Below are 26,989 nucleotides of genomic sequence, written 5' to 3'. Positions count from 1 at the left end.
ACAAAAACTGTTAAGAAGCTTTCATTACTTCCGCATATAAGGAGCCAATATCCCTAAAATCTCGGCCTTATCTTCTTTTAACTCAAGAGATGTTAACATTTCCATCGTTCGAGGACGTGGTAAGTTAACCTTTACTTCACCTACAATCGTAGCTGGCCTTTGTGACATAATGAATACACGATCAGATAATAGAATCGCTTCATCTAAGTCATGTGTTACCATCACGATTGTTTGCTTCTCTTGATGCCATGAATCTAAAAGCCAACGATGCACTTCCATTTTTGTAAATGCATCTAACTTACCAAAGGGTTCATCAAGCAGCATAATCGGCTTTTCGCATAAATAGGTACGAAGGAAACTAATACGCTGACGCATACCACCGGATAATGCATCTGGATAATGATTTGCGTATTCAGCTAGACCAAATTGTTGCAAGGCTTCCATTCCTTCTGTAAGTCTCTCTTTCTTTGGCTTCCCATCAATTTCTAATGGAAGAACAATATTTTGTAGTGCTGAACGCCACGGGAGCAACAAATCTTGTTGCGGCATATAACTTACAATATCCTGTTTTTGAACAAGGGTATCGTTATAGATTACCTCACCACTAGTTGCCTCTTCAACACTCGCAATCAGATTTAATAACGTGCTTTTTCCGCAACCACTTGGGCCTACAAACGAGACAAACTCACCTTCTTGTATAGAAGCACTAATCTTTTCTAGTACATTTTTCCCATCAAATGCTTTCACAACATCTTTTATTTGTAATCCGTTCATTTTTCGCTTGGAAGGAACTCGTTTGTAAAGGCATCTTTTACATCAATTTTCTTTTTAATAACTTTGTTATCGTGTAAGAAATTCATATAATTTGTCCAAACTTCTTCCTTCTGTACTCCCCACGCTTTCGCATCGTCTTGATACTTCGTACTTAACCATTTTTGGCTCTCTTGTACTAACTCTTTATTAATGTCCGGTACATTTTTAATTAAAATATCAGCCGCTTCTTTTGGCTCTTTAATTGCAAAGTTATATCCCTCTGCCGTTGCGTTCATGAATTTTTTCACAAAATCTTTATCTTGCTTTGTATGCTTTTCACTTGTAATAATGACAGGACTATAGAAATCTAACGCTGGATCTAAATCTTTTACCATGATCGTATTTAATTCTTTTCCTTGTCGTTTTGCTTCAATGCCATCCCAGCCATAATAAATCCATTCAAAGTCTGCATCGCGGCCAATTGATTTAAAGAAATCTGTTTGTCCAAGAACAACCTTTTCTACTTTACTAAAATCAGCTTGATGCTTATCCATAATTGTTTTTAACGTCGCTTCTTCTGCTGGTGCACCCCAACCGCCGTAGCGCTTACCTTCAAACCCTTTCGGAGAGGTAATATTATCTTTTTTCAGTGATGCAAATGCAGATGTATTATGTTGAATAATTGCTCCAATTGAAACAACCGGTATTCCTTCAACACGAGCTGATGTTACGTTTTCTTGATAACTTACACCGAAATCAGCTTTTCCTGATGCAATCATTTGCTCTGCCGATACGTTATCACCCGGCTGAATGATTTCTACGTCTAAACCTTGTTTTTTATAGTAGTCTTTCGTCTTTGCTACATATAAACCAGTATGGTTTGTATTCGGGAACCAGTCTAAAACAACTTTTACTTTCTTTTCTTTATCTGCGCTCTCTTCTTTCTTCGCCGCATTACAGCCAACAACACCAGCTGCAAGTATTGCAGCTAGCATCACTTTTAAGCCTTTTTTCATTTTCTGTCGTCCTTTCTGTATATCCATGGTGCTGTTAGTCTTGCCATAAATTCTACGATAAAATACAAGAGCAATGTCACCATGACAATAATTGCTGCAATACCAAATACACGAGCTGTTAAAAAGGATTTTGTAGCTCTTGTGAGCATAACTCCTAATCCTTCGCTCGCACCAAGCCATTCTCCAATAATCGCTCCCATTACGCTATATGTAACCGCAATTTTTAATCCAGAGAAAAAGTATGGAAGCACGGCTGGAAATTTTACCTTCTGATAGATTTGCCATTTCGTCGCACGCATTGTTTGTAATAACTTAAGCATGTTCTTATCTACTGTTTGAAAACCTTCTAAAATACTCAAGGCAATCGGAAAGAAGCAAACAAGAATCACGACCATCACTTTCGGCAGCATCCCATACCCAAACCAAATAATGAATAAAGGTGCTAGCACAACAATCGGTATCGTTTGTGATATTACGAGTAACGGATTAATTAAAATGCGAAATAACGGAATCACATCCATAATAATTGCAATACTCGTTCCAAGTAAAATCGCAAAGAATAATCCGATGATAACTTCTTGTAGTGTTTGCATTGTATTTGGCAACAATAAATCTTTCATTCCAATCAGTTCCTGTACAATAGTAGAAGGCTTGGGTAAAATCCACGGTTCAATTCGAAATAATGAAACAGATCCTTCCCATATAGCAATGAGAAGGATAAGCCAAATCGTTGTAATTGTTATGTTAGAGCGTTTCTGGTTTTTCATATTCATCACGGTACTTCCAAACTTTCTCATCAATCGTTACACCTGTACTTGGACGATAATGAATTTTAATAGAAGTAATAACCTCTTCTGCTCCAGCATCGACACAAGCTTGTTGTGCACGTTTAATCACGTCAAGAAGCACGTCTAATTCTCCTTCTAGTGTTGTTTCCATCGCACCTACTTCATAACGAACACCCGATTGTTGTACGACTTCAATTGCTTTATCAACAACGGCATACACATCTTTCGTTTTTGCTTGTGGTACGACTGAAAATGAAATTGTAACTTGTTGTGACATCCGAAAATCCTCCTTGCAAAATATGTTTTGTAAAAAGAAAAGGCTTTCCTACAAAATACGTAGGAAAGCCTTGTATGCAAGTTATTATACAACAACATCTGCTTACATCACTTTAAGTAACTCCCTACGCTGGCATTATCCAGATCAGGTTGAGGGTCGATGCTTACTTACATCCTCTCAGCCAATTGGCTCCCCGGTCTTAATTCGTTTTCATTGTAGCATGATTTATTTTTTCAAACAAACAAATCTACATTTTTTCATAATATGATACTGCTCATAATCTATTGGTCATATATTTTATATTATATTTTCAAAGAAGCTGGTGCCTCAAAACTTGGTAAATGGCATTTTTGGCTCTTACATATCGGGCTACCGATTATAATGATTGCACTTGCTCTTGAGATTTATGGCTACCATGCAGCTATACCTTTTGTTGCTGGTGGAAGTATTCTTGTTGTTCTTGCTATTATCATTTTTGCTATTAATATTTTCACACAAATTAAAGAATCTCTAAAATAAGTCTATTTCATAAGAAAAAAGCAGAAACGGATGAATTCGTTTCTGCTTTTTTCTTTGCAACACATTCACTATATGTCCATTATTTCTTATTTATATATTAAATTAAAGTAATTGTTTTTCCGAAATAATGTCACAAAATATAGTGAATGTTACATTTTATGTGTTATATAATAAAAAGGTTGATTTAACAGGTCTTTATTTGAATAATTTAATAATTATCATTCAAATTAAATTATTCGAAAATATCTTACCATATAGATTTTGGAGGTAGTTTATCATGTTTTGGCTACAATTTATTACCTTATTACTCTGCATTTTTATCGGTGCACGCCTTGGTGGAGTTGGACTAGGGGTAATGGGTGGAGTTGGTATGGCAATACTTGTATTCGTATTCCATTTACAACCTACAGCTCCTCCTATTGACGTTATGCTGATGATTTTAGCAGTCATTACAGCTGCAGGTGCCTTACAAGCTGCAGGTGGAATGGATTACCTTGTTCATCTTGCAGAAAAAGCACTTCGTAAAAACCCGAAGCGCATTACATTTTTCGCACCTATTGTGACATATTTATTTACATTGTGCGCTGGAACTGGACATGTTGCCTATTCCGTACTTCCCGTTATTGCAGAGGTATCACGTGAATCAGGAATTAGACCTGAACGCCCGATGTCAATTGCCGTAATCGCTTCGCAACAAGCAATTACAGCAAGTCCAATCTCTGCTGCAACTGTGGCCCTGTTAGCAATGCTAGCTGATTATAAAATTACATTGTTAGATATTTTAAAAGTAAGTATTCCTTCTACTTTCATCGCTTGTATGCTAGCTGCTTTCGTTGCCAGCAAAATGGGTAAAGAGTTAAATGAAGACCCTGAATACTTGAAACGATTAAAAGAAGGAATGATTCCTAAACTTGAAGAAAAGAAAGAATTTATCGGTGCAAAAGGTGCCAAGTTATCTGTTATTCTTTTCTTATTCGCTACTCTTTTTGTTGTTCTTCTTGGTTCATTCGAAACACTTCGTCCAGGATGGATGATAGATGGAAAATTAGTTCGTCTTTCAATGCCAAATACAATTGAAATGGTCATGCTTACAATTGCTGCTCTTATTATTATCTTCTGTAAACCGAATGTAGAAAGCATTGTATCTGGAAATGTCTTCAAAGCTGGTGCTACAGCCGTTGTTGCAATCTTCGGTATCGCTTGGATGGGAGACACATTCTTTAACGGAAACTTAAGTACGATTCAAGGATCGATTCAACACTTAGTAACAAGCGCACCATGGTTATTCGCTATTGCATTATTTATTCTATCTATTTTACTATATAGTCAGGCAGCAACAGTACGTGCGTTAGTGCCACTCGGATTATCACTTGGTATTTCACCAGCACTTCTTATTGCGATGTTCCCTGCAGTAAACGGATATTTCTTCATTCCGAACTACGGAACAATTGTTGCTGCGATCAACTTTGACCGTACAGGAACAACACGTATTGGTAAATATGTATTAAATCATAGCTTTATGATTCCTGGTCTGGTTGCGACATTTGCTTCCATTGGAATTGGGATGCTACTAATTTCAATTATGTTTTAATATATAAAAAGCACAAACTTTTTCTGAATAAAGTTTGTGCTTTTTTCATTTAATCAAACGTTTGTTTAAATTCTTTATTCAATAACCTCTACATTATATCCTTTCTTCTCTATCGCGCTTAGCACTTCTTCAATATGGTTTTTATCTTTCGTTTCTAACGATAAATGGAGCTGTGCATACCCAGGAAACACCTTTGTTCCAATTCTCTCTAAATGAATATGTAATACGTTCGCTTCAAAATTTGTCACAATTTCAAGTAAGTGTTGCAAATGTCCTGGTTTATCCTTAATTGTTGTCGCAATGTGAACAAATCGACCAGCTTCAACCATTCCATGTTCAATAATACGAGTGATAAAGTTTACGTCGACATTCCCTCCACTTAAAACTGACACAACCTTTTTTTCTTTCACAGGTACTTTTTGATATAGTAGCGCCGCTAATGAACTAGCACCGGACCCCTCTACTAATAATTTATTGCGTTCAAGTAGCATTAGCATTGTTCGTGCAATTTCCATTTCATCCACACAAAAAATATCATCTACGTAGCGCTCTACAAGCTGAAAAGTAAGCTCACCTGGTCTTTTTACCGCGATTCCATCTGCCATAGTCGGTGAAGATTCTACTGTAATTACTTTCTTTTCTTCAAAGGATTGCTTCATACCTGGACAGGCAAGCGCTTGTACACCATATATTTTTACCGATGGCTTCTGCTCTTTAATCGCCATCGCTATACCTGCAATTAAACCTCCGCCTCCAACAGGACAGATTACTGCATCTATATCATCAAGCTGCTGCATAATTTCTAATCCAACTGTACCTTGACCAGCAATGACAGCCTCATCATCAAACGGGTGAACAAACTTCGCTCCCGTTTGTTCTTTTAAATCAAGCGCGTAAGCTAAAGCATCGTCAAATACATCACCTTGCAATTCCACGTGTGCTCCGTATCGCTTCGTCGCTAGCACTTTACTAAGCGGGGCACCTTTTGGCATCACAATCGTACAAGGAATACCGAGCATATTACTAGAATAGGCAACTCCTTGTGCATGATTTCCAGCAGATGCTGCAATAACTCCATTTTCTAGTTCTCCTTTTTCTAAAGAAACCATCTTATTATAAGAACCACGTACTTTAAAAGAGCCGGTTTTTTGTAGATTTTCAAGCTTTAAATACACTTCATTCTTTGATAATTCACTAAATGTACTTGAATAATCCAGTGGTGTCATATGTACAATGCCTTTCATTTTCTCATGAGCAGCTATAATATCTTGTAAAGAAATCATATGTTCCCCTCCGAAACGATATATGTTCATACATATTAGTTTGAGCCGCACACTTTGTTTTATACGACAAAAAACCATTTCTTCAGATTAGAAATGGTTCTTCCCATATATCAACAATTTTCACTATTTATCCCGCTATTCGCGGGCAGTAAGACCCCCACCTCAAGATTCAGAGAGAAACGAGGAAGATAGGTGGGAGATTAACTGACCGTAAAATCCCAATTGGTGAGGGATGATAATCAGTATGGGATGAAGAACCCCCCACTAATTAAAGTTTCACTTTATCATTAAAAATACCTGTCAGTAAAGACGTACTTTCATAAGGCGAATCCGCTAAACTAATGGCAGAAATAACAGAAACTCCATCAGCCCCTGCCTCTATAACAGAGGCAGCATTTTCAACTGTAATTCCTCCAATACCAACAATCGGGATTGTAATTCCTTCTTCCCTAAAATAACGTAATCCTTTCGTTCCTTGCACCGCTTTTGTATCTTTCTTCGTACTCGTCGGAAAAATAGGTCCTACTCCTAAATAATCCGCCCCATTTGCAATGGCAAAGCGTGCTTCTTCTATCGTATGGGCAGATACCCCAACAATTTTATCTCCCATTTTTTCACGAACGGATGTAATTCCTTCATCATCTTGTCCAACATGAATACCATCTGCATCTAATTCAATTGCTAAGTCTACATCATCATTCACAATAAATGGAACATTATATTCTTTACAAAGTGCTTGTAACTGCTTTACAAAATGGACTCGTTCTTTGCCAGTTAAAGCTCCTTCACCCTTTTCACGAAATTGAAAAAGGGTCACTCCACCATCTAGCGCTTCTTTCATTACTCGTAATGGATCCTTTTGGCAATTGTTACTACCCATAATAAAATACACTTGCAATAATTTGGACATTTGCTGTTGATTAATGCGCGCCATTTCCCTCATCCTTTCTTACTGCACCTCTTGGATATTTCCATATTGTTCAATATCATCCACAGTAATGTTTGCTAGCTGATTCAAAAATTCGATTTGGAAACTGCCCGGTCCTAGCTCCACGGTTTTTGCAGCAGCGATTTCTGCTGCTACCCCATAAAACGTTAATGCAGCAACTGCTGCTTTCACATAATCTTTTTCAACCGCTGCAAATGCTCCCATTACAGAAGTTAACAAACATCCCGTCCCTGTAACTTTCGTTAAGATTGGATGGCCGTTACGAATGATAAAAGTTCGCTCACCATTTGTTACAACATCTTCTTTTCCGGTAATAACCACGACTGTATCTAGTTCATCTGCTGCTTGTTTCGCAATTCCTACAACATCTCCATTTCCAGCACCAACATCAACACCTTTAATTTCCCATTTTTCATTGATAACATTAGCAATTTCCGCTGCATTCCCGCGAATCATTGCTAATTTCACTTCACTTGGAATATGTCTTGCTACTTCAGTTCGGTAAGAAGTAGCTCCAGCACCAACTGGATCAAATAATATTGGTACATGATGTGTATTCGCAGACTTTCCAGCAATTAGCATTGCTTCTACTTCTTCAGGGCGAAGCGTACCCATATTTAAAACAAGTGCTCCTGCAATGCTAGCCATTTCAGCCACTTCTTCTTTTGCATACGCCATAACTGGTGATGCTCCTACTGCAAGTAAACCATTGGCCGTAAAATTTGTCACAACAACATTTGTAATATTATGCACAAGTGGATTAGACTCTCTTACTACTTCTACTACTTTTGCAATTTCTTTTATATTCATTCTTTTCATCTCCTAATTTAGTAATGGGAGATACACAAAAAGACACTTCGCGTATGCAAAGTGCCTGAATATGTGCTTTTACACTCTCCCTACGCTGGCATTATCCAACAGGTTCAAATGGTCAACGACAGATTAGCCGTACTCTCAGTTTGCTTCCGCAAACTCCCATGTGTTTTCTTATTCATCTAATTCAGAGTCTACTCTTATTCTCTTAAAATAACAAGTTACAAGTTTTTGTCATCTTAATATGTAAGTACAAATTGAAAAAACGATAAAAACCCTTTTTTTAGGTGGGAGAGACCATCCGGCCATACATAGAAGCGGTCAAGTCCTCTTTTAGCCCCATGCCAAGTTCAAACAAAATGAGAGCGGGTCACTTTTTGTTCTTCGGAGCAGCGACTTATATATTGAAAAATCAAAATGGATTTATATATATAAAATAGTGATAGGAAATTAAAATCCCTACCACTATCTTTCATATTATTTTAAGCCTTTAGATACTTCTTTCACCATTTCTGATACAGACTCAAGTCCGCCACCAGATAGGTACCAGTAGTTTGCATCTAAATAGATTACATTGTTGTTTTTCGCAGCATTTGTTTTGTTAACAAGTTCATTTTCAACTACTTGCTTCGCAGAAGATTTACCACCAGTAACAACACCGCTATCGATTACGAATAAGTAATCAGGGTTCTTTTCGAGAATATATTCAAATGATACATTATTACCATGAGTAGATGCTTGAATCTCTTTATCCGCAGGAATTACTCCAAATACATCATGGATAATACCAAAACGAGATTCCGGACCATACGCACTTACTTTACCGTCATTTGCTTTAATAACTAAACCTTTTTTGTCACTTTTCGTAGCTTTTTCATTTAATGCTTTTACATCCTTTTCAACTGCTGCAATTTCTTTTTTCGCTTTATCTTCTTTTCCAAAGATTTTTGCTAACATTTCTGTGTTGTCTTTAAATGATTTCATATAATCTTTAGTATCTTGTTCTACATAAATTGTTGGAGCAATTTTTGAGAATTCTTTATATGAATCAGCTTGTCTTGCAGAAATAATAATTAAATCTGGTGCAATTTCGTTAATTTTTTCAAAATCTGGCTCTTTTAAACCACCAACGTTTGTATACTTTTTATCTTTATATTTAGAAAGGTACTCTGGTGTATTCTTTTGTGGTACACCAGTTACTTCAACACCTAATTTATCTAATGTATCTAAGGAACCAAAGTCAAATACGACAACTTTTTTCGGGTTAGTTTTAACTTTCGTTTCTCCTAATTTGTGCTTAATCGTCATCTCTTTTGATTTACTTTCACTCGCTTCTGTCTTCTTCTCAGAAGAAGCGTTATTGCTACATGCTACCGCGACGATAGCAAGCATGAAAGTTAATAGTAGCATCGCTAATTTCTTCACTTCAATCACCTCTATAAATTTTTTAAAATTAATTAAATCGATAGCAAGCTAGTACTATCAAAATAACTTCCTCTTATGAAAAATAAATACAAATATTATTTCCCGCTATTTCTTCAATATGAATATCCATATCATAAATATCCTTCAAAACAATCGGGTCAATGATTTCATTTGTTGCTCCCTCTTTCATTACTTTTCCATCTTTTAAAGCAACAATATAATCAGAGTAACAAGAAGCAAAGTTAATATCATGGATTACAATTACAACTGTTTTACCCAGTTCTTCAACTAAGCGTCTTAGCACTTTCATAATTTGTACGGAATGCTTCATATCTAAGTTGTTCAATGGCTCATCTAGCAAAATATATTCTGTATTTTGAGCAATAACCATAGCGATATATGCCCTTTGCCGCTGCCCACCACTAAGCTGATCTAAGTACTTATATTGAATATCTTCAAGCTCCATATAGTTAATGGCTTCCTCGATATGATTCCAATCTTCTTCGGACAGATTTCCTTGTGAATACGGAAATCTCCCAAAACTAACTAATTCCCGAATCGTAAGTCTTAAATTGATATGATTCGTTTGCTTTAAAATAGAGATTTTTTTGGCAAGCTCATTACTCTTCCATTCGCCAATTTCTTTATCCTCTATATAGATTTCACCAGCATCTTTTTGTAACAGCCTACTCATCATAGAAAGAACCGTACTTTTTCCAGCTCCATTCGGTCCGATAAAAGATGTGATTTTACCTTTTTCTATTTTAATAGAAACATCTTCAACAACATTGTTATTTCCATATTGCTTTGATATATTTCTTACTTCTACCATGCCTTGCTCTCCTTTAATAGAAGATAGATGAAGTATACTCCACCAACAAAATTCACAATAACGCTTAAAGTTGTATTAAATTCAAACAACCTTTCAACAATTAATTGTCCCCCTACTAGGGCAATAATACTAATAAAGATAGAACCTGCTATTAAATATTTGTGCCTGTATGTACGTAAACATTCACGCGCAACGTTTACTACAAGTAATCCTAAAAATGTAATTGGTCCAACTAGCGCTGTAGAAATAGAAACTAGAATTGCAATTACAATTAAAAGCTTTTTCACAACTTTATCGTAATCTACACCTAAATTAATAGCCTCTTCTCTTCCTAGCGATAGTACATCTAATAACTTCAGTTCTTTATATACGTAAGCGAGAACTAATAGAATCCCAATGATAGACGTTACAAGTAACTCTGTTCTCACGTTATTTACACTTGCAAACATTTTCCCTTGTACAATTTGAAACTCATTTGGATCAATGAGTACTTGCATAAAAGAGGATAAACTTTGAAAGAACGTTCCAAATATTAATCCAATTAACAATAAGAAATAAATATTGTTTCCTTCTCTCTTAAAGAGAAATTTATAAAGGAACAGTGAAAAAATAACCATTAAGCTTACTGATACAAGAAAATTAACATTTGTATTCATCATTGTGATATGTTTTGAACCGAATACAAACACTACAAATGTTTGCATAAACATATAAAGTGAATCTAGACCGATAATGCTTGGTGTTAAAATACGGTTGTTACTAATTGTTTGAAAAATCATAGACGAAAACGCAATTGCTCCGCCCGTTATGACCATTGCCAACAATTTCTTACCTCTTCTTGGCAATGCATAATCTAATGTATTCATATTTAAGTTAATAAATAAAAATATCCCCATGGCTACAACTGATGCAATGGCAAGCACTGCCAACATTTTTTTATGACTTGTTTGTTTTCTATGCTGCATATGCGTTTCTCCTCACCAATAAATAAAGGAAGATTCCGCTTCCGATTACTCCCACTGTAAGACCAATAGAAATCTCGTACGGATAAATAACGACGCGGCCAAGTATATCGCAAGCAAGTACAAAGACCGCTCCTAGTAAAGCAGTATGAGGTAAACTATTCTTTAAATTATCTCCACGATAAATAGAAACAATATTCGGAATAATAAGCCCTAGAAATGGAATCATACCAACAGTCAAAACAACTAATGCGGAGATTAAAGAAACGATAATTAGTCCGATATTTAGCACTCGGTTGTAATTCATCCCTAAGTTGGCCGCAAAATCTTCACCCATTCCAGCAACTGTAAATCGATTTGCATATAAGAAGGCGATAATGACAAGTGGGATACTTAAATATAAAATTTCATATCTTCCTTTCATCACCATTGAAAAATCCCCTTGTAGCCATGCAGAAATGTTCTGAATTAGGTCGTATTTATAAGCAAAGAATGTCGTTATAGAGCTGATAATGTTTCCAAACATAATTCCCACAAGCGGGATAAAAATCGCATCCTTAAACTTAATTCTCTTCAAAATTTGCATAAATAAAAATGTACCAGCTAATGCAAAGACAAATGCAACAAACATTTTTTCAAGCGGGCTCGCTGTCGTGAATAGCATCAATGAAACTAAAACCCCTAGCTTTGCACTATCCATTGTCCCCGCAGTTGTCGGGGATACAAATTTATTTCTGCTAAGTTGCTGCATAATTAAACCACTTATACTTAAGCTAACACCAGCAACAATAATACTGATTAGACGTGGTAATCTACTAATAAATACAATTTGCATTTTTTCTTGATTCCAGTGCAAAATATCTGCTAGATTAACCTCTTTTACACCGATAAAAATAGACACAATTGATAAAACAATAAGCATGATAAACAAATATCTCTTTTTCATAATTTCTTCATGGTGCAGATTATGTTCTGTCGCCATCATTTGATTTCATACAGATTATAATCCTATCATTTTATCCCCCTTTGTCTATTTATAAGATAATAGAAAAGAAAATGATTCTCTTTATCAATTAAAGGTATACTTTATACTTTCAATCTGACGTTTTGGCAATAATTAGATCACCCTCTTAATGATAATGAAATTCATTAACAATGTCAATGAATTCCATTATTGTTTATATCGCTTTTTTATTCATATTAGGAAACTTATTATATCTATAGAATTAATAAAAAGCCCAACTTCCCTTTGAGATTAGAAAAATTGCACTTTCTTCTTTTTCTTTTGAACCAAATTTCAATTTTGCCAAAACTTCCGCTAACGCAGGATTACGCGGCTCATCATCTTGATTTTATTGTTTCATATACTTCGCAACATCGCGTTTTGATACTTTTCCGCCTTGTGAAATAATGGTTTGTCCTTTTAAAAAAGGACAAAGATATCCTAATATTTTGTTATATCCGAAATACTAAAATTTTCACCCTCTTAACTAGTCAAAGATATAGAGTATTTAATTCATAACAAAAGGTTAGAATCTTCGGCATAACTGAATCCGCAAAGGATGTATGCTATATTTAACTTACGGAAACTTGAAAGGATGTTTTAAATATGGCAAAAAGTGTTGTAATTGCTGAAAAACCTTCTGTTGCACGTGATATTGCACGTGTATTGAAGTGTGATAAAAAAGGAAATGGTTATCTTGAAGGTAATAAATATATCGTTACTTGGGCTTTGGGGCATCTTGTTACATTAGCAGACCCAGAAAGCTATGATGTGAAATACAAAAAGTGGAATCTAGAAGATCTGCCAATGCTACCTGAACGTTTGAAATTGACAGTGATTAAGCAAACTGGCAAACAGTTTAATGCCGTTAAAAGTCAACTGATTAGAAAAGATGTTACTGAAATAATAGTGGCTACAGACGCAGGAAGAGAGGGAGAATTAGTCGCGCGTTGGATTATTGATAAAGTTAAAATTAATAAACCTATCAAGCGTCTATGGATTTCATCTGTTACCGATAAAGCAATCAAAGATGGCTTCGCAAACTTAAAGCCAGGTAAAGCATATGAAAATTTATACGCTTCAGCTGTCGCACGTTCGGAGGCTGACTGGTATATCGGGCTTAATGCAACACGTGCATTAACTACTCGATTTAATGCTCAACTAAACTGTGGTCGTGTACAAACACCTACTGTGGCTATCATTGCAGGTCGTGAAGACGAAATTAAAAACTTTAAAGCTCAAACATACTACGGAATTGAAGCTCAAACAACAGATAAGTTAAAGCTAACTTGGCAAGATGGGAAAGGCAATGGTCGTAGTTTTGATAAAGAGAAAATCGATACGATTGTGAAAAAACTCGATAAACAAAATGCCACTGTCACGGAAATTGAGAAAAAGCAGAAAAAATCATTCGCTCCTGGTCTTTATGATTTAACTGAGCTACAACGTGATGCGAATAAAATCTTTGGTTACTCTGCAAAAGAAACATTAAACATTATGCAAAAATTATATGAGCAACATAAAGTACTCACTTACCCTCGTACAGATTCGCGCTATATTTCATCTGATATCGTCGGAACACTTCCAGAGCGTCTAAAAGCGTGTGGAGTAGGAGAATACCGTCCTTTAGCTCATAAAATTTTAAATAAGCCTATAAAATCCACTAAAGCATTTGTTGATGATAGTAAAGTAAGCGATCATCACGCAATCATCCCAACGGAAAGCTATGTGAATTTCTCAGCTTTCACAGATAAAGAACGCAAAATTTATGATTTAGTGGTAAAACGTTTCTTAGCAGTTTTATTCCCAGCCTTTGAATATGAACAACTAACATTACGCACGAAAATTGCTGATGAAACGTTTGTTGCACGTGGCAAAACGATTTTACATTCTGGTTGGAAAGAAGTATATGAAAACCGCTTTGAAGATGACGATGCAGTTGAAGATTTAAAAGAGCAAATTTTACCTCGCATTGAAAAAGGCGATACATTAAGCGTAAAACTAATTGCTCAAACATCAGGTCAAACAAAACCACCTGCACGCTTTAATGAAGCAACGTTACTTTCAGCAATGGAAAACCCTACAAAATACATGGATACGCAAAATAAACAACTTGCTGATACGTTAAAATCAACTGGTGGATTAGGTACTGTGGCTACACGAGCTGACATTATTGACAAACTATTTAATTCATTCTTGATTGAAAAACGTGGTAAAGATATTCACATTACATCAAAAGGTCGCCAGTTACTTGATTTAGTACCGGAAGAACTAAAATCTCCTACACTAACTGCTGAATGGGAACAAAAACTTGAAGCTATCGCAAAAGGTAAATTAAAAAAAGAAATTTTCATTTCCGAGATGAAAAACTATACAAAAGAAATCGTTGCTGAAATTAAATCAAGCGATAAAAAGTATAAGCATGAAAACATTTCAACAAAAACTTGTCCAGACTGTGGCAAACCGATGCTTGAAGTAAACGGCAAAAAAGGTAAAATGCTTGTATGCCAAGACCGCGAATGTGGTCATCGTAAAAATGTATCCCGTACGACAAATGCAAGATGCCCTCAATGTAAGAAAAAGCTAGAACTTCGCGGTGAAGGAGATGGGCAAATCTTCGCATGTAAATGTGGATATCGTGAGAAGCTTTCTACATTCCAAGAGCGCCGCAAGAAAGAATCAGGAAATAAAGCAGATAAACGCTACGTGCAAAAATATATGAAGCAGCAACAAAAAGAAGAAGAAGAGCCATTAAATAACGCACTAGCAGAAGCATTAAAAAAGTTAAAATTTGAATAAAAAAAGTTCCTACCGCTCTCGGTAGGAACTTTTTTTAATGAATAATTTTACTTCCTTTTGCATTCTCAACAAATTTCTCACTCGACTTGTTAATCGGTGTTTTCAGTACCAATGCAAGTACAAGCATGATTACCACAAAGACACTTAACACGAGAAGATCTCTTATCACAATATCCCAAAGCATTCCGCCCACTGTTTCACGAATCACGCTAATTGCATATGTGAACGGTAAGAACGGATATATCGATTGGAAGAATTTTGGAAGCATTTGAATTGGGAATGTTCCGCCTGATCCAGCTACTTGTAGTACGAGTAAAATGATTGCCATCGATTTCCCAATGTTTCCGAAAACAGAAACGAGTGAATACACGATACAAACAAAGACTCCACCAATGAATAAGCTGAATAGAACAAACCAAAACTTATCAACTACATACGTACCAAGTAAGAAAATATCTCCCATCGATACGATAAACGCCTGTGCAAGACCTATCGTTAAGAATGTTAAAAAGCGTCCGAAGTAAATCTCATGACTCTTATAATTTGCCCCTGGCTCATGTACTTCTACTGTTAATAATGAAACCATTAAAAGTGCCCCTACCCATAATGCAAGCACTGTATAGAATGGTGACATCCCCGAACCGTAGTTTGGCATCGCAAATAATTTATTTTCTTTTAATTTTACTGGATTTGCAAAGTAATCACTTTGCTGTTCAACATCATTTTTCAATAACTTGATGATATCTTTTATATCTTCTTCCGATTCAAATTTACGAATTTTATCTGCTAATTCTTTAATCTTTTTCTCAGTAGCTGGCATTTCTGCTTTAATATCTTCAACTTTCTTCGTACCTTCTACTAAGCCTTTTGATGAATCTTCAAGCAATTTTTTAACATCTGGAAGACTTTTATTTGCTTCACCTAGAATTTTAGCAGTATCTTTTGACATTTGCTTTGTACGTTCAATTGCCGTATTAAAGCTCGGAACGATTTCAGAATCATATCTTGCTAAAATGTCGCCTAATTGTGCTGAAGTACTTTTTGATACTTGGTTAATACTTTCAATTACATCTTTTGCTGGCTGCTGTCCTTTATCAATCGCAGCAATTCCTTTATTCGTTAAATCCATCCCTTTTTGAAGATCAGCTTTTACTTTGTTTAGCTTATCAATCTGATTGTTAACATTTTTATCGCTATTAACATCACCTAAAATCTTATTCAAATCATTTAAGACAGGTATCATATCGTCAATCATATTTATAGTTGCTTGAAATTGACCATTTAAGCTGTTTAAAGCTGTTTTCGTAGTAGCTAATCCATTAATACCTTTATTTTGTAAATCTTCTTTTGCCTTTTTGAAATCTTCTACTGTATTTCCTGCCTGATTTTTCAACTGCTCTGCCGTGCTCACTGCTTTTTGGAAATCAGTTACAAAAGTTTCGTTATAATCTTTTTCAGCTTGATTAATTAAATCATTTGTTGCATTTAATTTTTGATTAACAGCATCTCTCACATCTTGTTTTACTTCTTGACCTGTACTAATTAACTCTCCAACATGCTTAATTCTATTATTTACATCTTGCATAGAATCTCTAATAGCTGTTAAATGTTCTTTTCTGTTCTTAAAGAAATCTCGCCCGAATTTAGTTGGTGCTTTCCCTTCTAAATTAGCCATGGTATCAATCAGAGAAGACACATTATTAATATCAGTCTGAAAATTATTAGAGACGGTCTCTACATTTTTCTTTGCTATCTCTGGATCAATCTTTCCATTTTGTAACCCAGCCATAACACTTTGTGCATATGCAGTTCCCACACGCGCGGAGTTAAAAACATTGTTCACAGTTTGATTAATACCGTTCGCTATATTTTTATATCCCTCTGTATTAACTTGTGGAAGATCTGGGAGGGCTATATTTAAATCAAACCCTGGATGCATTAAGAAGTCTGTAGCCGTCGCTGCACCATCCATTCCTTTTTTCAATACCGTTAAGTTATTTTTCATAACGTCAGGCGCATTTTCTAAAGTTTGACCATTTCTTGCAAAGAATGCATCCAAATCTTTCGTCATTTGTTGTCCATCACGAATCACATTTTCTACTGTCGGTAATGTATCTTGTGCAGTCTTCACAAGCCCTTGCGCTCTACCAGCATCATCTAACGCTGTATCCACAAGTTTATACATTTCTGGGAACTCTGCTTCTAACTTAAACACAAGATCTTTTACTTTTTCAATACTTGGTAAGTTTGTTTCTAAATCGATTCCAAGGTCATTGAAGATTTCAAAGATCTCACCGTTTGCTGTTTTAACGAAGTTTTTACTGATTTCTTCTGTTATACCTGATGCACCTTTCGCTGTAATTTTCGGTGCAATGGCATTAACCTTTTCATTCACAAAATAATCAAGTTCTGGCTTTTGCGGATTATCGCTAATTACCGTTGCAATTTTTTCAGAGAAATCTTTCGGAATCGTAATACTTGCATAATAATCCCCGTGTTCTACTCCATAAATTGCTTGCTTTTCATCAACGAATTTCCATCCCATATTTTTATTCTGTTTGAGCGAATCTACAATTTCATTCCCGATGTTAATATCTTTTCCCCGTAAATTTGATCCAGCATCTTGGTTGGAAACTGCAATTGGAACATCTTTCGTGTTCCCATATGGATCCCAGGAAGCTTTAATGTTAAACCATGCATATAACGATGGCAAAATCATAAGTCCTAATACAATTACAATCGCAGCCCAATGTTTGGCTACATTCCGTAAGTCTGTCGTATAAATACGCCATATCTGTTTCATATAAGCTATCACCTAATTATATATTTTTCCTTCTTTAGAAAATGATGCATGCATTTTGCAATTATATCATTTTCCTCATCGTGGATTAAACGAAAATGTACTATTTTTCCAAACAAAACACTTCACTTACTTCATTATATAACGAAGTCGATAAAGTATTCATACAAAATGACCAAATCGGTTTTACATTCAGTAATAACAAATATATAGGAAATGTCATAAAAAATACAAGTATTTTATCTTGGAAATACTTGTATTCACAAAAAAAATCCTCATAGCGCTTACATTGCTATGAGGATTTCTTCTATTATTATATATCTAATTGAACTTCTACTCCGAAATGATCTGAAATAATATTTCGATTTATACCATTGAAAATGACCTTTGAAGAAATAACTGTTTTTGGTTTGTTACTTAAAATAAGATCAATTCGTAAATTTTGCTTATTTTCATCCCAACCAGCAATTTTTCCTTGTACAGTTGTTCCTTCATCTTTTTTAAAAGCTAGTTCATATGTGTCATAAAGCCCTTTTTGCATGAGATAATCGTATCCTTCTCCTTGTAAACGGGCATTATTATTAAAATCGCCCATTAAAATTGAAAGTTCGTTTTCATTCACATGCTGCGTTAAACAATCCACTTGGCCTTGAAACGTTTCTTCCTCATCATTCCACCACCCAAGGTGACATGAATAAAACGTCATATTCTTTCCTTTATAAGAAACTGTTGCACTTACAATTTTACGTGCTTTCCAATAAGAAGTATCCTTACTTTCTGATACAAAGAAAGAATCTTGTTTCACAATAGGATGTTTCGTTATGATAGCTGAACCTTCTTCATATATGTCATAACCAATATGCGAGTAATCCCAAACAATATTGTAATTTCCTGAACCCAACTTCTCAAGCTCTGCAAGTAATACAAGGCCAAAGTTATCCTTTTTCTTATTACCGCATACATTTTGAGCTTTTATAGACTGACTAACCTCTTGCAAGGCAATAACATCGTAACCTTCCTCTTGAATCGTTTTAGCAAGATGTCTTATTTTTCCTATTTGATTCTCTTCTTGCCAAGAGTGGCAGTTTAAAGTGAGTAATTTCATTTATTATGCACCTAACATATCTTGGATGTCTGATTTCAACACATCAGCTTTCGGACCATATACTGCTTGAACACCTTTGTCTTTTACAATGAGACCTAAAGCACCGTTTTGCTTCCATTGTGCCTCTGGTGCAACAGCTTCTAAATTTTTCACTGTTACACGTAAACGTGTCATACAAGCATCTACATCCGCAATATTATCTTTTCCACCTAAAAGTTCAATAACCTTTGTTGCTAATGAACCCTCTTTTACATTCGTTGTGCCTTCTTCTGATTCATCTTCATTATCAATATAGTTCCCTGCACGACCTGGCGTTGGTAAATTGAATTTTTTAATTAAGAAATTGAATAATGTAAAGTTTAAACCGAAGAATACCGCTGACACAACAACAAAGTTAATTAAATCTCTTGTTAACCCCGCATTTATCATCATTGGTGTACGTGTAATTAACTCAATAAATCCAAATGCATGAACGCGTAAGTTAATTAAATCCGCTAATGCAAATGCAAGTCCTGTTGTAATCGCGTATACAATATATAATACTGGTGCAATAAACATGAACATGAATTCAATTGGTTCCGTTACACCTGTTAAAAATACTGCTAATGCTGCAGATAAGAACATTGGTTTATATTTTGCACGTTTATCTTTATCGACATTACGGAACATCGCAAATGCAATACCAATTAATGATGCAGTTGAACCAATAACTTGCCCAACTTTGAAACGAGCTGGAACAACATTATTTAATAAATCGTTATATGCTTTTGTATCCCCATTCGCTAACAAGTTATTTAAATCAGTAATCCATGCAAGCCATAATGGGTCTTGTCCCGCAACAACCTGACCAACTTTTGCTCCAGTTAACATCGTGTATGTTCCACCAAGCTCCGTATAGTTCATAGGAATCGTTAACATATGATGTAATCCGAACGGTAATAGTAAACGCTCTAATGTCCCGTATACAAATGGTGCAACAATTGGTGCACTATCTTTAGATGCTGCGATCCAGCGACCAAACTCATTTAATCCGCTTTGGATAAATGGCCATAAAAGTGATAAAGCAATCGCAGTAACTGTAGACCATACAATTACAACAAATGGTACAAATCGTTTTCCGTTAAAGAACGCTAATGCTTGTGGTAATTTATTATAGTTATAGTATTTATTATATAAGGTAGCTCCTAAGAACCCTGTAATAATCCCTACGAATACTCCCATGTTCAATGCTGGTGCACCAAGTACAGAAGTGAAATAATCCTTTACAAGTAAATCTCCTGCTAATAATGAAGAAACTTTCGCTTTTGAATCCGTTAACATTTCAGCGTTAACACCAAATATAGCTCCCGTAATTCGGTTCGTTAAGACGAATGCTAACAGTGCTGCGAATGCACCACCTGCCCGGTCTTTCGCCCAAGATCCCCCAATTGCTACTGCAAATAAAATATGCAAGTTTGTAATAATTGCCCAACCGATGTCTTCCATTACTCTAGCAATTGTATGTACTGCATTTACATCCCCAGCAGACATACCAATTAGCTTACCGATGGAAATCATTAAGCCAGCAGCTGGCATAACAGCTACAACAACTAGCAATGCTTTCCCGAACTTCTGCCAAAAATCAAAAGACGTAATTTTCATCTGTTTTTTCCTCCTCTTTATTTATAAAATCCCTAATAATATAGATAATAATTTCTTTTTGCTTACGAAAACGATACCTTTTTTAACGCAAACGTTTTCATAAATCTATTTTAATAAAAGCGTTTTCATATTGCAATATAAATTTATTATTTTTCATAAAAAAAGATGCTACGAGAGCATCTTTTTTTATTAAGAAATACGATAAACCCTTGTTTCATAAGGTTTTAAAGTAATTGTAGTACATTTATTATGTTCCGCTACTTCATAGTTATTTAAAAGCAAACGTTTGCGTTCTAAAGAGAATGTATCCTCATTATACACAGCATTTTCTTTAGATATATTACTAATCACAACAACTTTTTCATCATTTAACGTACGCGTATACGCATAAACCTGCGGATCATTCTCTAAAATCAAATCATATGTGCCATAATTAAATACATCATGCTCTTTTTTTAGTGCAATCATCTTTTTATAGAAATTAAAAATAGAACTAGCCTCTACTTGCTGCTTTTGAACATTAATTTCTTTATAATTTGGATTCATTCCAAACCACGGTTTCCCTGTTGTAAAACCAGCGTTTTCTTCATCATTCCATTGCATTGGTGTACGTGAATTATCACGACAAGATGCCCAAATAATTTCCATCATTTCTTGATGTGATACGCCTTCTGCAATTTTCTCGCGATATAAATTCTTAATTGCTACGTCATCATAATCTTCAATATTTCGGAATTGAACATTTGTCATACCAATTTCTTGTCCTTGATAAATAAACGGTGTTCCGTGCATAAAGAAGTACATTGCTCCTAAAGCTGTTGCACTTTCACGCCAATACTGTTTATCATCTCCCCACGTAGAAACAATCCGTGGTTTATCATGATTTTCAATATACAACGCATTCCATCCCTTATTTTCTAAACCTTTTTGCCACTTCGTTAACACCTTTTTCAGTTCCACAACATCAAGTTCCTTTTTCTTTTCTGCATCCCATAAACTTAAATGCTCAAACTGAAATACCATATTAAATTTACCGTTTTCTTCTCCAACCCACAGATCAGCATCTTCAACTTTGACACCATTGGCTTCTCCAACAGTCATAATATCGTATTTTGAAAATGTATTCTCCTTCAACTCTTCTAAAAGTGGTTGAATTCCATTTACATTCATATGTTTATCAAAAGAAGGCACATACTTTAATCCTTTTGGATTTGGCATGTCTTTTAGGCCTTCTTCTTTTTTGATATGACTGATTGCATCTACACGGAAACCATCAATTCCTTTATCTAGCCACCAGTTTACAGTATCATATAAAACTTCACGGACCTGTGCATTCTCCCAGTTTAAATCTGGTTGTTTACGTGAGAATATGTGTAAGAAATATTGATCTGTTACTTCATCATATTCCCAAGCAGAACCGCTAAAGATACTTTCCCAATTATTTGGCTCTTCTCCATCCTTACCATCGCGCCAAATATACCAATCACGTTTTGGATTATCTTTAGACGAACGCGATTCAATAAACCAAGGATGTTCATCACTCGTGTGATTAATAACTAAATCAATAATGAGCTTCATACCACGTTTATGCACTTCATCTAGTAATTCATCAAAATCAGCCATTGTACCAAATTCATCCATAATGTCTTGATAGTCACTAATATCATAACCATTATCATCATTCGGTGATTTATACATTGGACAAATCCAAATTACATCGATACCTAAATCCTTTAAATAATCAAGTTTTGTAATAATACCTTGTAAATCTCCAATACCATCACCATTGGAATCCATAAAGCTACGTGGATAAATTTGATAAGCGACAGCTTCTTTCCACCATGTTTTATTCATAATAATTCTCTCCTTTTGCATCCATCTTAAAAATTTATGCAAACGTTTTCGTAACACTATCATAACAAAATATAGAGAGTTTGCAATGAGAAATTTCATCTTATTACTAAATATCTACTTTTCTTTAAGAAACAATACTCCATTTCATTAACCTTACATATTTTTATGGTGTACATACTTGGTGGGAATTTCTCACTCCCCTTTATCATTAATAAAGTGAAACTTTAATCAGTGGGGGATTCTTCATCCCCCACTGATTATTAGCCCTCACCAATCGGGCTTTTACGGACAGTTGGTTCCCTGAATTTTGATGTATGGGTCTTAATTACAAATAAAAAATCATCCAATTTATGCCCGATTATTCGCAACATTTTGGATGACTAAAGTTTACTTTTCTTTTTCATTTCTAATTCTTTCTCCTAATAACAAACCTCATTTTCATAAACTAATTATCTGTCTTATGATTTTTATTTAATGACCGCAATTTAATATTTGGTGCTTTATTTTTCACTACGACGTCATCATAAACAACTGGAACTTGAAACTCAAATTGCTTTGTTTCATGTCGCTGTAGGTAAATAGGTGTTGGTACCTGATAACTCTTTAATTTTTGATTTGCATCTTGATATAAAACAAGTTGTAATGCTTGTGAATGATTGCGATAATTTTTTAAAGTGACGACGCAATTTTGTTCAAAATTATCCCCCTTTTTCTCCATCGTACATTGGCTATCCTCTTTTTTGTATTCAATTGCCTCTAGTCCTTTTTTCCCTGTGTAATGCCATGTTTTATCAAGAGTTTGAAGTATTTCATTTAAAGTAAATGGCATTATGATAATCAAGACACTCATACACACTACTTTTATGTTATTTAGCTTTTTTAACCAATTAGAATCCTTCTTTTCTAACCACTTTATAAGAAATAGAAAAGAAATTGCTTGTAATGCAAAAGAACAAATCCAGATATTCGAAATCTTATACCCCATATAAATATATGTATCTACTGGAATCCCGTATGCGTGAAATAATTTTTCTCCAATTAATTCATTATCATTTGGCATTTTTATTAATAGTAATACTCCGACACTGTAAAAAATGGCTACTAATCGATCATATTCAATCCGAATCATTCTTTCTCCCTTCTCCTTTGTTTTTTATTATCGATTTTAGCTAACATTATCGGAATATACAATCTTTTTATAGGGAATAACATAAAAAAGTTCCTTATAAATATATAAAGAACTCTATTAATATACAATATGAAGTTTTCACATCGAAATTTCCTCAAAGTACGTTGGATTATGTATAGTAATTTTTTTACCTAGAACCGTAACAATACTATCATTTTTCAATTGTTTTAATACACCGCTAACAGTCTCTCGAGATGTTCCAGATATCTTTGAAATTTCAATTGTTGTAAGTGGACATGCGATTACAATTTCCTCACCATCTTGTTCTCCTAAATCATTCATTAAATAATTTAATGTCTGGATAACACGATCTTGTGCATTTGGGATTGTAATATTTTGCACCCGATTTTCGTTAATTTTTAATATAGAGGATAACTGCTGAACAACGTACATTAGCTGTGTCCGACTTGCTTTTACCATATCTTCAAAAATCACTGTAGGAATATAGTAAACATCCACATCTGTCATTGCCTCCGCTGTATAATTATATGCATTGTCTGTAAACATACCACCATAAGGAAAAATAGAAAGTCGCTTTACATAGTCTTCATATAATAAATTCCCGTTTTGATTTACTCGCTCTAACTTTACAAAACCATCTAGCATAAAATAAATTCTTTCTCTTGAATCACCTTCTAAAAATAAAAACTGACCTTTCTTATAAGTTCGCCAATAAACAAACTCTGATAGGCTTTTTAATTTTGTATCTGTTACATGAGAAAATAATTCAAACTGCTTCAAGTCTTTAACTACGTTCCGTCTGTTCATAAAATTCCTTCTCTCTTGCTATATATCGGAGTGAAACATCGAGAAAGCGTATTCAATTTTATTTTATCACACTTAACCTACACAGCTTTTTCTTATCATGAATACTTTATGAACATTTTTCCTAAAAATTAACAAACAAAAAGAATGAAGTTACTAACCCCATTCTTTTTGAAATTACTAGTAATAGAAGAGCTATGTTTATACACAAGCATATACGTCCTGCTTAGAAATAATCGTACCAGCTTTTTCTTCTAATGCTTCATATACTTTTTCTAATGAAGTAATAATTGTTTTTCGCTTTGGATCTGCATTTGCAAAACTAATAGCAGCTTCAATTTTTGGAAGCATACTACCTGCTGCAAATTGTTTCTCCTGTATATACCCTTCTAATTCATCGACTGTAACAGCCTCTAATCTCTTTTGATTAGGCTGATTAAAATGCACATAAACATAATCAACTGCCGTTAAAATCACAAGTGTATCAGCATCTACTAGTTCTGCTAACTTTTGAGCTGCAAAGTCCTTATCAATGACAGCTTCAGTACCTTTTAACCCTTCCTCAGAGTCAATAACGGGGATTCCTCCACCTCCAACAGCAATAACTATATTTCCATCCTCTACTAATGAATTGATTATTTTATGCTCATGAATACTTACAGGCTTTGGTGATGGAACAACGCGTCTCCATCCTCTTCCTGCATCCTCTTTAAATACAGCTTTTGTTTCTTCCATTAACTTTCTTGCTTCTTCTTCTGTGTAGAAAGGCCCAATTGGTTTTGTTGGATTTTTAAATGCCTCATCCTTTTCATCCACGACAACACGTGTTATAACCGTGGCTACTTCTTTTTTTATTTTACGCTTTTTCAAAGCCTTCTCAATTGCATTTTCCATCCAATATCCGATCATCCCTTGGCTCATTGCACCACAAGTATCTAACGGCATTGCCGGTGTTTTTTCCGTATCTGCTGCTTTTTGTTGCAATAAAATATTACCTACTTGCGGGCCATTTCCATGTGCAATAACAATATCAACGTTATTTTCCATAATTTTAACAAGTTGTTCTGCTGTTCTTTCTAATGCTTCTTGCTGCGCCTCGGCAGTGGCATTTCCAGATTGTATAGCATTTCCCCCTAGTGCAACTACGATTTTTCTTCGTTTCATATTTCAACCCTCCAATTGATTTCATTTTCACAAAATTTTATAAAGTGATACTCCCTGTAATTAATCCGTAAATCGCAAAAAATGCTAAGGCACCAATAGCTACAGAGGATGCCAGTTCCACACGAGTAAATATTTGTTTTGGATTCGTTTGCTTTTGAACATTGTAAAAGATGAAAATACCAGGTGCATATAATGTCATTGTTAGTAATAAGTAATCTAAGCCAGCTGCATACACTAACCAAATTCCATAAATACTTGCTACCAAACCAATGATTATATTTTTTGTTCGATCTTTTTCTTTAGATTGTAAACTGTGCTTAAATTGATAGAATGCTGAAAAAGCATACGGAATTAAAATAGCAGAGGACGCGAGAGAAAATGCAAAATTATATGCTTGATCTGAAACAACAAATGTTAATAAGAAAACTTGAATTAAACCATTTGTTATCCATAATGAATTTATAGGAGCTTTGTTTTTGTTTTCTTTCGCAAACCACTTTGGAAACACTCCGTCTTTAGCAGCTAAATACGGAATTTCAGATGCGAGTAGCGTCCATCCTAACCAAGCACCTAATACAGAAATGACTAAACCTAAGTTAATAAAAATAGCGCCCCATTTTCCGACAACGCTTTCAAATAAATACGCCATAGATGGATTTTTCAAATTAGCAACATCAGCTTGTTGCATAAGACCAAGAGATAGTAATGTAAGTAGGATATAAATGATGAGTGTACCAATTAATCCGATGACTGTTGCTTTCCCCACATCGCTTCGGCTTTTCGCACGACTTGATAAGACAACAGCCCCTTCTACACCAATAAATACCCAAAGAGTTACAAGCATTGTGCTCTTAACTTGACTACCTACTGCTCCCCAAGAAAAGGAACCAGCTTGTCCCCAAAAACCATCTAAGAAAATATCAATATGGAAGGCGAAAATTCCTACAACAATAAAGACAAATACAGGCACTAATTTTGCAATTGTTGTTACTAAATTTACAAGTGCTGCTGATTGTACCCCACGTAAAATTAGCATGTGAACACACCATAGCAATATACTCGCTCCAATAATCGAAGCTACATTTTGTCCACCTTCAAAAACTGGGAAGAAATAACCTAATGAAGAGAATAATAATGTACCGTAAGCTACATTACCAAGCCAAGCAGATAGCCAATATCCCCAGGCACTATTAAATCCCATAAAATTACCAAATCCTGCTTTTGCATAACTAAAAATACCACCATCTAAATCTGGTCTTTTTACAGTTAAATTTTGAAATGATAATCCAAGAGCAATCATCCCAATCCCTGTTATAACCCATCCGATAATAATGGCTCCCGCACCAGCGCCTTTTGCCATATCACTTGCTAAGTTAAATGCTCCACCGCCTATCATGGAACCAACGACAAGAGCTGTTAAAGTAAATAGTCCTAGTTTCTTTTCTTCACCCATTACACTCA

22 protein-coding genes and 2 riboswitches are annotated in these 26,989 nt (G+C 35.0%); of the genes, 3 read left to right on the top strand and 19 right to left on the bottom strand.

The window, feature by feature from the left end:
- Nucleotides 1-24: 24 nt before the first annotated feature.
- The 4 genes from ORL93_RS18955 to ORL93_RS18940 are packed head-to-tail and all read right to left on the bottom strand — an operon-like array spanning nt 25 to nt 2,834.
- Nucleotides 25-774 (bottom strand): ABC transporter ATP-binding protein, encoded by a 750-nt coding sequence (locus ORL93_RS18955; protein WP_098610477.1) that lies wholly within the window; start codon nt 772-774, stop codon nt 25-27.
- Nucleotides 771-1,769 (bottom strand): ABC transporter substrate-binding protein, encoded by a 999-nt coding sequence (locus tag ORL93_RS18950; RefSeq protein WP_033798593.1) that lies wholly within the window; start codon nt 1,767-1,769, stop codon nt 771-773. The genes ORL93_RS18955 and ORL93_RS18950 overlap by 4 nt, the downstream gene beginning before the upstream one ends.
- Complete coding sequence (locus ORL93_RS18945) at nt 1,766-2,542, bottom strand: ABC transporter permease (protein ID WP_140386002.1); 777 nt, start codon at nt 2,540-2,542, stop codon at nt 1,766-1,768. The genes ORL93_RS18950 and ORL93_RS18945 overlap by 4 nt, the downstream gene beginning before the upstream one ends.
- On the bottom strand, nt 2,514-2,834 hold the full coding sequence (locus ORL93_RS18940) for an MTH1187 family thiamine-binding protein (RefSeq protein ID WP_097795261.1): 321 nt from the start codon (nt 2,832-2,834) through the stop codon (nt 2,514-2,516). The genes ORL93_RS18945 and ORL93_RS18940 overlap by 29 nt, the downstream gene beginning before the upstream one ends.
- A gap of 104 nt (nt 2,835-2,938) precedes the next feature.
- Nucleotides 2,939-3,040, bottom strand: a riboswitch (TPP riboswitch).
- Between the two features lie 58 nt (nt 3,041-3,098).
- On the opposite strand from ORL93_RS18940, the gene ORL93_RS18935 reads away from it, so the two are divergent.
- A complete protein-coding gene (locus ORL93_RS18935; RefSeq protein ID WP_142310105.1) occupies nt 3,099-3,353 on the top strand; it encodes a hypothetical protein in 255 nt (84 codons plus the stop codon).
- A 277-nt stretch (nt 3,354-3,630) separates the two neighbouring features.
- Complete coding sequence (locus ORL93_RS18930; RefSeq protein WP_018782589.1) at nt 3,631-4,944, top strand: anaerobic C4-dicarboxylate transporter family protein; 1,314 nt, start codon at nt 3,631-3,633, stop codon at nt 4,942-4,944.
- 74 nt (nt 4,945-5,018) lie between these two features.
- On the opposite strand, the gene ilvA is transcribed toward ORL93_RS18930, so the two are convergent.
- From ilvA to ORL93_RS18895, 7 genes are all read right to left on the bottom strand, one after another.
- Nucleotides 5,019-6,227 (bottom strand): threonine ammonia-lyase, encoded by a 1,209-nt coding sequence (gene ilvA / locus ORL93_RS18925; protein WP_097795260.1) that lies wholly within the window; start codon nt 6,225-6,227, stop codon nt 5,019-5,021.
- A gap of 268 nt (nt 6,228-6,495) precedes the next feature.
- A complete protein-coding gene (gene thiE / locus ORL93_RS18920; RefSeq protein ID WP_097795259.1) occupies nt 6,496-7,170 on the bottom strand; it encodes a thiamine phosphate synthase in 675 nt (224 codons plus the stop codon).
- 6 nt (nt 7,171-7,176) lie between these two features.
- The gene (gene thiM, locus ORL93_RS18915) at nt 7,177-7,995 is read right to left on the bottom strand and encodes a hydroxyethylthiazole kinase (protein ID WP_368493498.1); all 819 of its coding nucleotides are present in this window, start codon (nt 7,993-7,995) and stop codon (nt 7,177-7,179) included.
- A gap of 60 nt (nt 7,996-8,055) precedes the next feature.
- A riboswitch (TPP riboswitch) is annotated at nt 8,056-8,165 on the bottom strand.
- A 301-nt stretch (nt 8,166-8,466) separates the two neighbouring features.
- Nucleotides 8,467-9,414, bottom strand: coding sequence for a siderophore ABC transporter substrate-binding protein (locus ORL93_RS18910; RefSeq protein WP_018782593.1), 948 nt, complete (start codon nt 9,412-9,414; stop codon nt 8,467-8,469).
- A 73-nt stretch (nt 9,415-9,487) separates the two neighbouring features.
- Nucleotides 9,488-10,246: an iron ABC transporter ATP-binding protein gene (locus tag ORL93_RS18905; RefSeq protein ID WP_018782594.1), complete on the bottom strand. Its 759-nt coding sequence runs from the start codon at nt 10,244-10,246 to the stop codon at nt 9,488-9,490.
- Nucleotides 10,240-11,142 carry an iron chelate uptake ABC transporter family permease subunit gene (locus ORL93_RS18900; RefSeq protein WP_371389030.1) on the bottom strand — a complete coding sequence of 301 codons (903 nt, stop codon included), beginning with the start codon at nt 11,140-11,142 and terminating at the stop codon, nt 10,240-10,242. Before ORL93_RS18900 ends, ORL93_RS18905 begins: the two co-directional genes overlap by 7 nt.
- Nucleotides 11,143-11,200: 58 nt before the next feature.
- Nucleotides 11,201-12,154, bottom strand: coding sequence for an ABC transporter permease (locus ORL93_RS18895; RefSeq protein WP_033796964.1), 954 nt, complete (start codon nt 12,152-12,154; stop codon nt 11,201-11,203).
- 663 nt (nt 12,155-12,817) lie between these two features.
- On the opposite strand from ORL93_RS18895, the gene ORL93_RS18890 reads away from it, so the two are divergent.
- Nucleotides 12,818-15,010 (top strand): DNA topoisomerase III, encoded by a 2,193-nt coding sequence (locus ORL93_RS18890; protein ID WP_097795256.1) that lies wholly within the window; start codon nt 12,818-12,820, stop codon nt 15,008-15,010.
- A gap of 34 nt (nt 15,011-15,044) precedes the next feature.
- On the opposite strand, the gene ORL93_RS18885 is transcribed toward ORL93_RS18890, so the two are convergent.
- From ORL93_RS18885 to arcD, 8 genes are all read right to left on the bottom strand, one after another.
- A complete protein-coding gene (locus ORL93_RS18885; protein ID WP_265959373.1) occupies nt 15,045-17,813 on the bottom strand; it encodes a YhgE/Pip domain-containing protein in 2,769 nt (922 codons plus the stop codon).
- Nucleotides 17,814-18,123: 310 nt separating this feature from the next.
- Nucleotides 18,124-18,915, bottom strand: a complete 792-nt coding sequence (locus tag ORL93_RS18880) for an endonuclease/exonuclease/phosphatase family protein (protein ID WP_265959372.1) — start codon at nt 18,913-18,915, stop codon at nt 18,124-18,126.
- Nucleotides 18,916-18,918: 3 nt separating this feature from the next.
- Nucleotides 18,919-20,556, bottom strand: coding sequence for a PTS transporter subunit IIBC (locus ORL93_RS18875; protein WP_006093301.1), 1,638 nt, complete (start codon nt 20,554-20,556; stop codon nt 18,919-18,921).
- A 189-nt stretch (nt 20,557-20,745) separates the two neighbouring features.
- Nucleotides 20,746-22,410 carry a glycoside hydrolase family 13 protein gene (locus ORL93_RS18870; protein WP_265959371.1) on the bottom strand — a complete coding sequence of 555 codons (1,665 nt, stop codon included), beginning with the start codon at nt 22,408-22,410 and terminating at the stop codon, nt 20,746-20,748.
- Between the two features lie 445 nt (nt 22,411-22,855).
- The gene (locus ORL93_RS18865; RefSeq protein ID WP_003194745.1) at nt 22,856-23,539 is read right to left on the bottom strand and encodes a hypothetical protein; all 684 of its coding nucleotides are present in this window, start codon (nt 23,537-23,539) and stop codon (nt 22,856-22,858) included.
- Between the two features lie 138 nt (nt 23,540-23,677).
- Nucleotides 23,678-24,367, bottom strand: coding sequence for a Crp/Fnr family transcriptional regulator (locus tag ORL93_RS18860; RefSeq protein WP_018766527.1), 690 nt, complete (start codon nt 24,365-24,367; stop codon nt 23,678-23,680).
- 198 nt (nt 24,368-24,565) lie between these two features.
- Nucleotides 24,566-25,528 carry a carbamate kinase gene (arcC, locus tag ORL93_RS18855; protein WP_018782601.1) on the bottom strand — a complete coding sequence of 321 codons (963 nt, stop codon included), beginning with the start codon at nt 25,526-25,528 and terminating at the stop codon, nt 24,566-24,568.
- A gap of 37 nt (nt 25,529-25,565) precedes the next feature.
- Nucleotides 25,566-26,981: an arginine-ornithine antiporter gene (arcD, locus tag ORL93_RS18850; protein WP_006093297.1), complete on the bottom strand. Its 1,416-nt coding sequence runs from the start codon at nt 26,979-26,981 to the stop codon at nt 25,566-25,568.
- Nucleotides 26,982-26,989: the final 8 nt, after the last annotated feature.

The organism is Bacillus sp. DHT2, assembly GCF_026241455.1.
Taxonomy (GTDB): Bacteria; Bacillota; Bacilli; order Bacillales; family Bacillaceae_G; genus Bacillus_A; species Bacillus_A pseudomycoides.
The sequence above is the reverse complement of the archived record's forward strand: the minus strand, read 5'-3'. Positions and strand labels throughout refer to the sequence as shown.

Excerpts from the sequence above, each read along its gene's own strand:
- ORL93_RS18950 (WP_033798593.1), bottom strand. The coding sequence starts at position 1,769 with ATGAAAAAAGGCTTAAAAGTGATGCTAGCTGCAATACTTGCAGCTGGT.
- arcD (WP_006093297.1), bottom strand. The coding sequence starts at position 26,981 with ATGGGTGAAGAAAAGAAACTAGGACTATTTACTTTAACAGCTCTTGTC.
- thiM (WP_368493498.1), bottom strand. The coding sequence starts at position 7,995 with ATGAAAAGAATGAATATAAAAGAAATTGCAAAAGTAGTAGAAGTAGTA.
- ORL93_RS18890 (WP_097795256.1), top strand. The coding sequence starts at position 12,818 with ATGGCAAAAAGTGTTGTAATTGCTGAAAAACCTTCTGTTGCACGTGAT.
- ORL93_RS18870 (WP_265959371.1), bottom strand. The coding sequence starts at position 22,410 with ATGAATAAAACATGGTGGAAAGAAGCTGTCGCTTATCAAATTTATCCA.
- thiE (WP_097795259.1), bottom strand. The coding sequence starts at position 7,170 with ATGAGGGAAATGGCGCGCATTAATCAACAGCAAATGTCCAAATTATTG.
- ORL93_RS18940 (WP_097795261.1), bottom strand. The coding sequence starts at position 2,834 with ATGTCACAACAAGTTACAATTTCATTTTCAGTCGTACCACAAGCAAAA.
- ilvA (WP_097795260.1), bottom strand. The coding sequence starts at position 6,227 with ATGATTTCTTTACAAGATATTATAGCTGCTCATGAGAAAATGAAAGGC.
- ORL93_RS18865 (WP_003194745.1), bottom strand. The coding sequence starts at position 23,539 with ATGATTCGGATTGAATATGATCGATTAGTAGCCATTTTTTACAGTGTC.
- ORL93_RS18930 (WP_018782589.1), top strand. The coding sequence starts at position 3,631 with ATGTTTTGGCTACAATTTATTACCTTATTACTCTGCATTTTTATCGGT.
- arcC (WP_018782601.1), bottom strand. The coding sequence starts at position 25,528 with ATGAAACGAAGAAAAATCGTAGTTGCACTAGGGGGAAATGCTATACAA.
- ORL93_RS18905 (WP_018782594.1), bottom strand. The coding sequence starts at position 10,246 with ATGGTAGAAGTAAGAAATATATCAAAGCAATATGGAAATAACAATGTT.
- ORL93_RS18935 (WP_142310105.1), top strand. The coding sequence starts at position 3,099 with ATGATACTGCTCATAATCTATTGGTCATATATTTTATATTATATTTTC.
- ORL93_RS18880 (WP_265959372.1), bottom strand. The coding sequence starts at position 18,915 with ATGAAATTACTCACTTTAAACTGCCACTCTTGGCAAGAAGAGAATCAA.
- ORL93_RS18955 (WP_098610477.1), bottom strand. The coding sequence starts at position 774 with ATGAACGGATTACAAATAAAAGATGTTGTGAAAGCATTTGATGGGAAA.
- ORL93_RS18895 (WP_033796964.1), bottom strand. The coding sequence starts at position 12,154 with ATGAAAAAGAGATATTTGTTTATCATGCTTATTGTTTTATCAATTGTG.
- ORL93_RS18860 (WP_018766527.1), bottom strand. The coding sequence starts at position 24,367 with ATGAACAGACGGAACGTAGTTAAAGACTTGAAGCAGTTTGAATTATTT.
- ORL93_RS18885 (WP_265959373.1), bottom strand. The coding sequence starts at position 17,813 with ATGAAACAGATATGGCGTATTTATACGACAGACTTACGGAATGTAGCC.
- ORL93_RS18945 (WP_140386002.1), bottom strand. The coding sequence starts at position 2,542 with ATGAATATGAAAAACCAGAAACGCTCTAACATAACAATTACAACGATT.
- ORL93_RS18875 (WP_006093301.1), bottom strand. The coding sequence starts at position 20,556 with ATGAAAATTACGTCTTTTGATTTTTGGCAGAAGTTCGGGAAAGCATTG.
- ORL93_RS18900 (WP_371389030.1), bottom strand. The coding sequence starts at position 11,142 with ATGGGGATATTTTTATTTATTAACTTAAATATGAATACATTAGATTAT.